The sequence below is a fragment of the Aquabacterium sp. genome (assembly GCF_030652515.1).
GTDB lineage: Bacteria > Pseudomonadota > Gammaproteobacteria > Burkholderiales > Burkholderiaceae_C > Aquabacterium.
On record NZ_JAUSAR010000063.1, the window covers coordinates 1 to 11182 of the forward strand.

Below are 11182 nucleotides of genomic sequence, written 5' to 3' on the forward strand. Positions count from 1 at the left end.
GTTTGAGTGCAGCGGCCAAAGGCCGCGAAACGAGTTCCACGGCCCCACCTCGGCACGAGCATCGCAAGGCAGTCCCGCTTGAAAAGCGGGACCACCAAGCTGAAGCCCTGCCGGAGACCGCCCCAGCCCGCGCCCCGCGCTCCCCATCCAAAGCACACAGCCCCCGAATCCCCAAGCCGCCGTATGATGTTCGGTTGCCCAGCCTTGCCACCGCGTCCGATGTCCTCCCGCTCCGATTTGCCCGTCCGTCCCAATGTCCCGCTGATCCAGGTTCGGGGCGCGCGAACGCACAACCTCAAGAACATCGACCTGGACATCCCTCGGCACCAGCTGGTGGTGATCACGGGCCTGTCGGGCTCCGGCAAGTCCAGCCTCGCGTTCGACACCTTGTACGCTGAGGGCCAGCGCCGCTACGTTGAAAGCCTGAGCGCCTACGCCCGCCAGTTCCTGCAACTGATGGACAAGCCCGATGTGGACGTGATCGAGGGCCTGTCGCCCGCCATCAGCATCGAGCAAAAGGCCACCAGCCACAACCCACGCTCCACCGTGGGCACGGTCACCGAAATCCACGACTACTTGCGCCTGCTCTACGCACGCGCCGGCACGCCTTTCTGCCCCGACCACGATCTGCCCTTGCGCGCCCAGAGCGTCAGCCAGATGGTGGACGCCGTGCTGGCCATGCCCGAAGACACGAAACTGATGATCCTGGCACCGGTCATGCGCGACCGCAAAGGCGAGCACACCGACCTGTTCGCGCAGATGCAGTCCGAAGGCTACGTGCGCTTTCGCATTGACGGCCAGGTGATTGAAGCCGCCGACCTGCCCGAGCTGAAGAAGAACGAGAAGCACGACGTGGACGTGGTGGTCGATCGCCTGAAGGTGCGCGCCGACATGACGCAGCGCCTGGCTGAAAGCTTCGAGGCCGCCATGCGCCTGGCCGATGGCCGCGCCATCGCGCACGAGATGGACACGGGCACCGAGCACGTGTACTCGTCCAAGTTTGCCTGCCCGGTGTGCAGCTACTCGCTGTCCGAGCTGGAGCCGCGCCTGTTCTCGTTCAACTCGCCGGTGGGTGCCTGCCCGACCTGCGATGGACTGGGGCACGTCATCGCCTTCGATCCCGTGCGCGTGGTGGCCTTCCCCAGCTTGAGCCTGGGCAGCGGCGCCATCAAGGGCTGGGATCGTCGCAACCCCTACACCTATTCGATGATCGAGGCGCTGGGCAAGCACTACAAGGTCGACATCGACCAGCCTTTTGAAGACCTGCCTGCCACGGTGCAGCATGTGCTGCTCTATGGCTCTGGCGATGAAGAGATCGAGTTTGTCTACGAGGCCGATGGCACGGCGGGCAAGAAGCGCCGTGTCAAACGCAGCCACCCGTTTGAAGGCATCCTGCGCAATTTCGAGCGGCGCTTCAAGGAGACCGATTCATCGGCCGTGCGTGAAGAGCTGTCGCGTTACCAGCAGCCCAAGGCCTGCCCTGATTGCGATGGCACGCGCCTGCGCCGCGAAGCCCGCCACGTCTTCCTGCACGATGCCAAGACCAATGACAAGCGCGCCATCTATGAAGTGGCCCATGCCACCTTGGCCGAAGCCCAGCGCTACTTCGAAGGCCTGAACCTGATCGGCTCCAAAGCCGAGATCGCCGACAAGGTCGTCACCGAGATCCGCTCGCGCCTGCGCTTCCTGAACGACGTGGGCCTGACCTACCTCAGCCTGGACCGCAGCGCCGACACGCTCAGCGGCGGCGAGGCCCAACGCATCCGCCTGGCCAGCCAGATCGGCTCTGGTCTGACCGGCGTGATGTACGTGCTCGACGAGCCCAGCATCGGCCTGCACCAGCGCGACAACGACCGCCTGATCGGCACCTTGCAGCATCTGCGCAACCTGGGCAACAGCGTGATCGTGGTCGAACACGACGAGGACATGATCCGCGCGGCCGACTACGTGATCGACATGGGCCCCGGCGCGGGCGTGCATGGCGGCCACGTCATCACCCAAGGCACGGCCGCCGAAGTGGCCCAGCACCCCGACAGCCTGACCGGCCAATACCTGGCGCGCGCACTGCGCATTGCCGTGCCGCCCAAGCGTTTGCCTTTCCTTGAAGAGACCCCGCGACTGCGCGTCGTCAATGCCAGAGGCCACAACCTCAAGGGCGTGACGGTCGAGATCCCCGTGGGCTTGTTCACCTGCGTGACGGGCGTGTCGGGCTCCGGCAAGAGCACCCTGGTCAACGAGACCCTGTACGCCAGCGTGGCCCGCAAGCTGTACCACAGCCACCTGGATCCGGCCGCGCACGACGAGATCGAAGGCCTGGAGTTGTTCGACAAGGTCATCAACGTGGACCAGTCCCCCATTGGCCGCACACCGCGCAGCAATCCGGCCACCTACACCGGTCTGTTCACGCCGATCCGCGAGCTGATGGCCGACGTGCCCAGTGCGCGCGAGCGCGGTTATGGCGCGGGCCGCTTCTCCTTCAACGTGGCCGGTGGCCGCTGCGAAGCTTGCCAGGGCGATGGCGTGCTCAAGGTCGAGATGCACTTCCTGCCCGATGTCTACGTGCCTTGCGATGTGTGCCAAGGCAAGCGCTACAACCGCGAGACGCTGGAGATTTTGTACAAGGGCAAGAACATCCACCAGGTGTTGGACCTGACGGTCGAGGCCGCGCTGGAGTTCTTCAGCGCCGTGCCCACGCTGGCCCGCAAGCTGCAAACCCTGATGGACGTGGGCCTGGGCTACATCCGGCTGGGGCAAAGCGCGACCACTTTGTCAGGCGGCGAAGCGCAGCGCGTCAAGCTGGCGCTGGAACTCTCCAAACGCGACACTGGCCGCACGCTCTACATCCTGGACGAGCCGACCACTGGCCTGCACTTCCACGACATCGCCTTGCTGCTCAAGGTGCTGCACCAGTTGCGCGATGCGGGCAACACCATCGTCGTGATCGAGCACAACCTGGACGTCATCAAGACGGCCGATTGGCTGATCGACATGGGCCCCGAAGGTGGCTCGGGTGGTGGCACCCTGGTGGTGGCTGGCACGCCTGAGACCGTGGCCGCGCACGCTGGCAGCCACACGGGTCACTACCTCAAGGCGCTGCTGGACGAAGTCAGCCCATGAAACCCACGTTGTGGGCCGAGCTGTCGAAGTTGTGCAGGTTGGGCAGGATGCTGGCCAGGTCGGTGTTCGTCACGCCCATCCACTTGCCCAGGGTGTAGGCGTACTGGTCCACCGAGGTGGTGGGCAGCAGGGCGCCATTGCCAAGCTGGTCCGGGCTGGCGAACACGCCATTGGCGTTGGCGGTGCTGTACTGCGGGAAGGTGCCGTACACCTCACCGCCTTGCACCGCGCCACCCATGATCAGGTGGTGGGCACCCCAGCCATGGTCGGTGCCATCGCCATTGTTGGTGAAACTGCGACCAAAGTCCGAGGCCGTGAAGGTGGTGACCTGTGAGCGCATGTCGCCGCCGGGCATCGCGCCCAGCACGCTGTCGAAATAGGCCAGCGCGTGGTCCAGCTGCAGCATGCGCTCGTTGTGCTCGGCGTTCTGCGAAGCGTGGGTGTCAAAGCTGCCCAGGTTCACCATGAACACCTGCCGCCGGATGCCAAAGCCGCCTTGCCGGTTCGCGTCGATGATGCGGGCAATCATCTGCAACTGCAGCGCCAGGCCATTGGTGGCTTGCGCGCCATTCGTGCTGGTGTACTTCAGCATGGGGTCGGTCCACACCGACGATGCGCCCGAAGTGCCCCAGGGGGCCATGGCGCTGGCGGGCAGGGCGCCTGCCATCAGGTTGCTGGCCTGGATGGCCCGCGTGACCACTTGCTGGTGGGCCTGGGTGAACAGGTTGCTGCTGGTCGATGCAGTCATCACCGACTTGACCGCGGTGTACAGGTCGGCATTGCTCAGCACATGCTGTTGGTTGCCCAGGCCGGGAATTCTGGCCAGGCCCACGGGGTACTGGCGGACCGACCGGCCACTCAGCCACGTGCTGGCATGACCAGGAGTGATGCAAGTGAAGGAGCGCTTGATGATGTCGACACTGGCGCTGCTGCCGCTGCCGTTGCCGCTCATCAGCAGGTCGCCAATGCGGCCGCCCCAGCCTTCACTGGCCCCTTCGGGCGAGAAGGACATCCAGGTGGATTGCTGGTCGTTGTGCGAGAACAGCTTGGCCGGTTTGGCAAAGCTGTCCAGCGCGTAGTTGGCCTTGCTGGTGGGGCGGATCAGAGGGCCCACGTTGGCCATCACCGCAAGCCGATTCGAGCCATACAACTGCTGGCTGCGCACCAGCGAAGGATGCAAGGCGAATTGCCGACCGGCATGAACCGAGCGCCCCGAATGCGCGATCGACAGCACGCCGCCCAGGCGAGCAGGAGAGCCAGCTGCACCCCCGGGGTTGGCGGCAGTGCCCGGACGCAACAAGGCGATCGAGGTGCTGCTGTCGGTGGCATCGCGCGAACGCGGGTCGCGGTGGTTCACATAGTGGCCCCAGGAATCCGTGTCGGTGGCCAGCACGGTGTTGTACGAGTCATTCCCCCCGTGGAGGAAGATGCACACCAGGGCCTGGTAGCCGCCATTGGCGGATTGGGCCGAGGCCTGGCCCATGGTGGCCAGGCTCAAGCCCAGGGGGCCGGCGGCGCCCAGGGTGGAGAAGGCGGCGGCTTGGCGCAGGAAGCTGCGGCGGCTGGTGGGGCTGCTCATGGCGAAGTCTTCGTTTTCACTGTTGGACGATGAACTGAGGCGACACGGCCACCATCAGAATCGCGGAGGCCACGCGGCGGCGGCGGTCGGCGGCGGTGACGTTGGGCATCTTGCCCACGCCGGTCAGCATCAGCGCGTTGAGCTCGCTGGAGGCAGGGCCGCCCAGCAGCCTTTGCGCCACGGCCGTGACCAGCTGTTGTGGTGCGGCGGCGGTGGGCTTGTCCACCAGGCTGTCAAAGCTGCTCAGGTCAAAGCGCATGTCGATGCGCTGGGACTGGCCGTTGGTGTGACCCCAGCCAAAGTCCACCATCTGGATCACATAGTTGGCATAGCCCAGCACCGAGGTCTCATTGGTGATCTGCATTTCGGGCGCCACCAGGTCCTGGTTGCCCAGATCGGTCTGCGGTGGCTTGTAGCCGGGCCGGAAGAAGTTGAACACCGAGGGCGCGCGCATGGGGGTCTGGCCCAGCTCGCTCACCGTGTCGTCGGTGGTGGAGGCGAGGTAGTAAGGCAGGTGGCCGCCGGTCACAGCGGTGTTGTAAGCATCCGAGACGTGGGGGATGGCCCGCATCAAATGAATGACACGCACCAGAGGTTCGCGCACCTTGCCGAAGCTGGCGGTCTCTCGCAGGTCCATGTCGCGGGCCTCGGCGTCCAGCAGCACGGCCTTGACGGTGGCCTTGATGTTGCCATTGGACGCACGGAAGGCGGCGGTCACGCGCTGCACGTAACTGGGGCTGGGGTTGCTGGTCACCAGGCGCTGTATGAGTTGCTTGGCAAAGAATGGTGCGGTGTTGGGGTGATTGGCCAGGCGGTCCAGCGCGGTCACCAGGCTGGCCTGGGGATTGGGTGTGGTCTGAGCGGGTACCGTCGCACCCAAAAAGCGCTTCTCGCTGATCGAGTGTTCTTCGGTGTACGAGGACATGGCCGTCACGCTCTGACTGTTGTCCTGGCATTGGTCGCCACGCCAGAAGCACTGCCACCACACCACCGAGGCCTTGGCGGCGGGCCGAAACCAGCTCCACCCGGTGAAGACCTTGGCCAGGCCCTTGACGTCATCGGCGGTGTAGGTTTCCTGGGGCTGGCCGTCGGCCAGCTTGGGGGTGCCATCGTCGTTCAGCTCGACCAGGCCGATCGAGAACAGCTGCATCACCTCGCGTGCGAAGTTTTCATCGGCGATGCGGCCTGTGTTGGTGTCTTCCTTGCGGTTGCCCTGATGCGACAGGAACGTGCCCATGGCGGGGTGCAGGGCCACGCCTTCCAACAGACTTCGGTAGTTGCCGTCGATCTTGTCGCTCAGCATGTCCATGTAGCTGGCGACCATGCGGCCGTCGCCTGCCAGCTCGGCGTTGGTGGTTGAGACCACGAAGATCTCGGACAGTGCGAAGGCCACGCGCTGGCGCAGTTGGGCGGGATCGGTCGCGGCGTGTGTCCACCAGCTGAAGATCACGTCGTTCACCATGGGTCGGCCGGTGCCTTGCGCCACTGCGGAGGCTTCGGCCGTGGCCAGGTGGGTGTTCTGCGCCGGTCTGGCCAGTTGCTCGTCAATCCAGCGTTCGTAGCCGACCGCCTTCACTCGGGAGATGTCTGATGAGGTGGGGCCAAACGTGGCTTGCGTCAGGAAGCGATGGGCTTCGATGTCGTTGGCCGGCACGGCACCGACCGACTGCAGGTTGCTGGATCCTGCACTGCCTGTGCTGCTTGACGTGCTGTCACCGCCACCGCCGCCGCCACAACCCACCAACAGGGCTGCGCTGAACGCCATCACCAACCCTGCTTTGGACAGGACACCTTCGGACATCGACCGCAACATGAACGCACTCGCACTGAGAGACTTGACTCAGGGATGTCGGCATCTGAAACGCGGGCTTGAGCCGGGTTCCTGAAGGAACGATCTCTGAAACGAGTTCGCAAGGTGCCATGCGCCCCCGTCCGCAGGGGATGCAAGATGCCTCAGTTGTAAGGGGGCGATACGCCAGGTTCAATCAGAGCCCGAAAGCGTCAATAGCTCACAAGTTGGGCGACAAGGCCCGTTCGGCGTCGCGCTGGGAAAGGCCGGTTTTTTCGGCCCAATTCTCCAGTTGGTCGTGCCCGATCTTGCCCACGTTGAAATAGGTGGACTCGGGGTGGGCCAAATAGAAACCGCTCACGCTGGCCGCGGGCATCATGGCCAGGCTCTCGGTCAAGGCCATGCTGACCTCGTCAGCCTGCAGCACGCGGAACATCTCGCTCTTCACCGTGTGGTCGGGGCAGGCGGGGTAGCCCGGGGCAGGGCGGATGCCTTTGTACTTCTCGCCGATCAGGTCGACGTTGCTCAGGTGCTCGTCGGCCGCGTAGCCCCAGAACTCCTTGCGCACGCGCTCGTGCATGCGCTCGGCGAAGGCTTCGGCCAGGCGGTCGGCCAGGGCCTTGAGCATGATCGACGAGTAGTCATCGTGCTTGGCCAGGAACTCGGCGTCCTTCTTCTCGATGCCCAGGCCCGCGGTCACGGCGAACAGGCCGATGTAGTCGGGCTTGGTGCCCTTGGGCGCCACGAAGTCGGCCAGGCTGCGGTTGGCGCGCTTGACGCCATCCACCACCGGGCGCTCGGATTGCATGCGCAGCGGCGACCAGGTCATCAGCACTTCGGTGCGCGATTCGTCGCGGTAGATCTCGATGGTGTCGTCGTCCACCGTGTTGGCGGGGTACAGCGCAATCACGCCATGCGCGGACAGCCAACGGCCCTCGACGATCTTCTTGAGCAGGGCCTGCGCATCGGCCAGCACCTTGCGCGCTTCGACGCCCACCACCTCGTCGTCCAGGATGGCGGGGTAGGGGCCGGCCAAGTCCCAGGTCTGGAAGAAGGGGCCCCAGTCGATGTAGGGCACCAGCTCGGCCAGGTCCTGGTTCTTGAACACGCGACGGCCGGTGATTTTGGGCACGGCGGGCGTGTAGCCATTCCAGTCCATCGGCGTCTTGTTGGCGCGGGCTTGCGTCAGCGTCACCATCGGCGTGGTCTTTTTGTTGGCGTGCTGCACGCGCACGCGTTCGTAGTCGGCGTTCAGCTCGGCGATGTAATCGGCCTGGCGTTCGTCGCTCAGCAGCTCGGTGCACACGCCCACGGCGCGCGAGGCGTCGGGCACGTAGACCACCGGCCCACTGAAGTTGGGCGCGATCTTCACGGCGGTGTGCACGCGCGAACAGGTGGCGCCGCCGATCAGCAGCGGCGTCTGGCGAGTGCGGAAATACTCGTCGCGCTCCATCTCGCCGGCCACGTACTGCATCTCTTCCAGGCTGGGCGTGATCAGGCCGGAGAGGCCGATGATGTCGGCGCCGGTCTCCTTGGCCATCTTCAAGATGTCAACGCAGGGCACCATCACGCCCATGTTGACCACCTCGAAGTTGTTGCACTGCAGGACCACGGTCACGATGTTCTTGCCGATGTCGTGCACGTCGCCCTTCACCGTGGCGATCACGATCTTGCCCTTGGGCTTGGCATTGCCGCCGCCTTCGATCAGCAGCTTCTTTTCTTCTTCGATGTAGGGCAGCAAGTGCGCCACGGCCTGCTTCATCACGCGGGCGGATTTCACCACCTGCGGCAGGAACATCTTGCCTGCGCCGAACAGGTCGCCCACGGTGTTCATGCCCGCCATGAGCGGGCCTTCGATCACGTGCAGCGGGCGCCCGCCGGTGGCTTTGATCTTCTGCCAGCACTCTTCCGTGTCCACCGTGATGAAGTCGGTGATGCCGTTGACCAGCGCATGGCTCAGGCGGTGCTCCACCGTGGCGGGTTCGTCCGCCGTGCCGCGCCAGGCCAGCTTCGCGCTGTCGTCCTTGGCCGCGCCCTTGGCGCTGTCGGCAATCTCGATCAGGCGCTCGCTGGGCGTGAGGTGAGGCTCGCCGTCCTTGTAGACAGGCTGGCGATTCAGCACCACGTCTTCAACGCGCTCGCGCAGCACCGGGTCGAGCGCGTCATACACGCCCACCATGCCCGCGTTGACGATGCCCATGTCCATGCCCGCCTGGATGGCGTGGTACAGGAACACGGTGTGGATGGCCTCGCGCATCGGGTCGTTGCCGCGGAAGCTGAAGCTGACGTTCGACACGCCGCCGCTGATCTTGGCGCCCGGCAGGTTCTCTTTGATCCAGCGTGTGGCGTTGATGAAGTCGACCGCGTAGTTGTCGTGCTCTTCGATGCCGGTGGCGATGGCGAAGATGTTCGGGTCGAAGACGATGTCTTCCGGCGGGAAGCCCACCTCGTCCACCAGGATGCGGTAGGCCCGCTCGCAAATCTCGACCTTGCGCGCGAAGGTGTCGGCCTGGCCTTTTTCGTCAAACGCCATGACCACGGCGGCCGCGCCATAGCGCTTGACCAGCTTGGCCTGGCGGCGGAACTCGTCCTCGCCTTCCTTCATCGAGATCGAGTTGACGATGCCCTTGCCCTGGATGCACTTCAGTCCGGCCTCGATCACGTCCCATTTGGACGAATCGACCATGATGGGCACGCGCGAAATCTCGGGCTCGGAGGCGATCAGGTTCAGGAAGCGCACCATGGCGGACTTGCTGTCCAGCATGGCCTCGTCCATGTTGATGTCGATGACCTGGGCACCGTTTTCGACCTGCTGGCGCGCCACCGCCAGGGCTTCTTCGAACTGGCCGTTCAGGATCATCCGGGCAAAAGCCTTGGACCCGGTCACGTTGGTGCGTTCGCCCACGTTGACGAACAGCGAGCCCGGCCCGATCAGCACGGGTTCCAGCCCGGACAGGCGCATGGGCGCCACGGGAGCGGAGGGCAGGGCGCCCGCAGGCGATGAAGTGGTGGGGAATGCAGGCTGGGTCATGGCCGCCATTTTACGAGGCGGCGCAGACCTCACGCTTTCAGCATGGCGTACAACTCATCCTTGAGGGTCACGCGCAGCAGTTTCTTTTGCTCCAGTTCGGCGGACGAGCCATGCTCGATGCCGGTTTCCAGCCGGACGATGGCCTTGTCCAGGTCCTCGTATTCACGCTCCAACCGCGCAAAGTGGGCGCTGGACGTCTTCAGCGCGTGGATCTTGTCCCGGCACTCCGGGAAATCCTTGGCCAGCGGATGGTGTTCTTGAATCATTCCTGCTCCTTCTTGGTTGACTCAGCAGTGTTGCTGAGCACCATGATCTTCCGTTGAGCCTGCTTCAAGCGTCTTGCGGTAGATCAACCCAGGCCCAGGAAGGTCTTTTCGATGTCCAATGAGCTTCTGTGCCCGATGTCGTCGCGGTGGGCGGCCAGCCAGCGGTCGGCAGCGGCATGGCCCATGTCGTGCAGCGTTTGCAGGAAAACGCGGTCGGTGTTGGACTTGCTGGAGGCGTTGAACGGCGCCAGGTTCTCGTCGTCGGCCACCATGTGCATGTGCAAGTCTTTGTAGCGACCGGGGTCGATCTTGTCTTCCTTCAGCAGGCGCTTCACGAACGCAATGGCCCGCATCTCACCGATCAGGCTGGCGTTGAAGGTGATTTCGCTGAGCCGGTCGAGGATGTCCATGCTGCGCGTGGGCTTGTCCAGGCGCTGCAGCGGGTTGATCTTGATCAGCAGGATGTCACGCGTTTCGGTGTTGTAGATCAGGGGGTACAGCGCGGGGTTGCCGGTGTAGCCGCCATCCCAGTAAGGCTCGCCGTCGATCTCGACCGCCTGGAACACCACCGGCAGGCAGGCCGAGGCCATCAGGGCATCCAGCGTCAACTCCTCTTCGGTGAAGACGCGCGCCTGGCCGGTGCGCACCGAGGTGGCGGTCACGAACAACTGGGTGCCGTGCTGGCAAGCTTCGTGCACTGTTTCTATGGTCACATGCCGCTGCACCACATCGCGCAAGGGGTTCAGGTTCAGCGGATTGATCTCATACGGACTGAAGGTCTGCATGAACATGTTCATCCACTGGTAACCGGGGATCTGGTCCAGGTTGAAGGCGGGCTTGAGTGAGCCATTGGATTGCAGGGTCATGGGCGAGAAGATCGGCCCATGCTGGCTGACGTCGGCCCAGAAGGCGGCCAGGGCTTTTTGGGCCTGGGCGCGGGCCAGGGCCACGCCACCTTGGGTGTGGCCTTCGACATAGCCGGTGAGCATCACGGCGCCGTTGAGCGCCCCCGCGCTGGTGCCCGAGATGCCCGAGAAATCCAGGCCATCCTCGTCCAGCAGCCGGTCGAGCACCCCCCAGGTGAACGCGCCATGTGAGCCGCCGCCTTGCAGTGCCAGGTCCACCCGCGGCCTGGGCGATGGGTTCTGGGCGGCGGATGAAAGGGCTTTGCGCTTTTTGCTGGGGATGGTCATGGCCCAGTCTAGCTCGTAATGCTGCACTGCAGCATTGATTTTGCACTCCCCTCTTCAGTGGGTGACAAATACCTGTTTGAAATACTGTACATCCATCCAGCTTTTGTCATAATGGCGGCAATTCATCAATTCACACCCATCGGAGACACCTGAATGGAAGCCACCGCAAAGTCCGCCCTGAGCGCCGAAAAAGCCAAAGCCCTGCAA

General features: G+C 64.2%; 6 protein-coding genes. 1 reads left to right on the forward strand and 5 read right to left on the reverse strand.

The annotated features are described in order from the left end of the window. Positions 1 to 219 precede the first annotated feature (219 nt). Positions 220 to 3117 (forward strand): excinuclease ABC subunit UvrA, encoded by a 2898-nt coding sequence (uvrA, locus tag Q7V20_RS07570; RefSeq protein WP_304788786.1) that lies wholly within the window; start codon positions 220 to 222, stop codon positions 3115 to 3117. Here the strand turns inward: uvrA and Q7V20_RS07575 are convergent. The 5 genes from Q7V20_RS07575 to Q7V20_RS07595 all read right to left on the reverse strand — a co-directional run bounded on the left by Q7V20_RS07575 (position 3107) and on the right by Q7V20_RS07595 (position 10975). Continuing rightward, positions 3107 to 4696: a DUF1501 domain-containing protein gene (locus Q7V20_RS07575; protein ID WP_304788788.1), complete on the reverse strand. Its 1590-nt coding sequence runs from the start codon at positions 4694 to 4696 to the stop codon at positions 3107 to 3109. The two genes, uvrA and Q7V20_RS07575, sit on opposite strands and share 11 nt — an antisense overlap. Before the next feature lie 16 nt (positions 4697 to 4712). Beyond that, a complete protein-coding gene (locus Q7V20_RS07580; protein ID WP_304788790.1) occupies positions 4713 to 6461 on the reverse strand; it encodes a DUF1800 family protein in 1749 nt (582 codons plus the stop codon). 244 nt (positions 6462 to 6705) lie between these two features. Beyond that, positions 6706 to 9516, reverse strand: coding sequence for a methionine synthase (gene metH / locus Q7V20_RS07585; RefSeq protein WP_370652424.1), 2811 nt, complete (start codon positions 9514 to 9516; stop codon positions 6706 to 6708). 29 nt (positions 9517 to 9545) lie between these two features. Next, a complete protein-coding gene (locus Q7V20_RS07590; RefSeq protein WP_300543504.1) occupies positions 9546 to 9782 on the reverse strand; it encodes a YdcH family protein in 237 nt (78 codons plus the stop codon). 83 nt (positions 9783 to 9865) lie between these two features. Further along, complete coding sequence (locus Q7V20_RS07595; RefSeq protein WP_304788793.1) at positions 9866 to 10975, reverse strand: patatin-like phospholipase family protein; 1110 nt, start codon at positions 10973 to 10975, stop codon at positions 9866 to 9868. Positions 10976 to 11182: the final 207 nt, after the last annotated feature.

Bases quoted from the DNA above. Each gene is read 5' to 3' on its own strand.
- uvrA (WP_304788786.1), top strand. From the start codon at position 220: ATGTCCTCCCGCTCCGATTTGCCCGTCCGTCCCAATGTCCCGCTGATC.
- Q7V20_RS07575 (WP_304788788.1), bottom strand. From the start codon at position 4,696: ATGAGCAGCCCCACCAGCCGCCGCAGCTTCCTGCGCCAAGCCGCCGCC.
- Q7V20_RS07580 (WP_304788790.1), bottom strand. From the start codon at position 6,461: ATGGCGTTCAGCGCAGCCCTGTTGGTGGGTTGTGGCGGCGGCGGTGGC.
- metH (WP_370652424.1), bottom strand. From the start codon at position 9,516: ATGACCCAGCCTGCATTCCCCACCACTTCATCGCCTGCGGGCGCCCTG.
- Q7V20_RS07590 (WP_300543504.1), bottom strand. From the start codon at position 9,782: ATGATTCAAGAACACCATCCGCTGGCCAAGGATTTCCCGGAGTGCCGG.
- Q7V20_RS07595 (WP_304788793.1), bottom strand. From the start codon at position 10,975: ATGACCATCCCCAGCAAAAAGCGCAAAGCCCTTTCATCCGCCGCCCAG.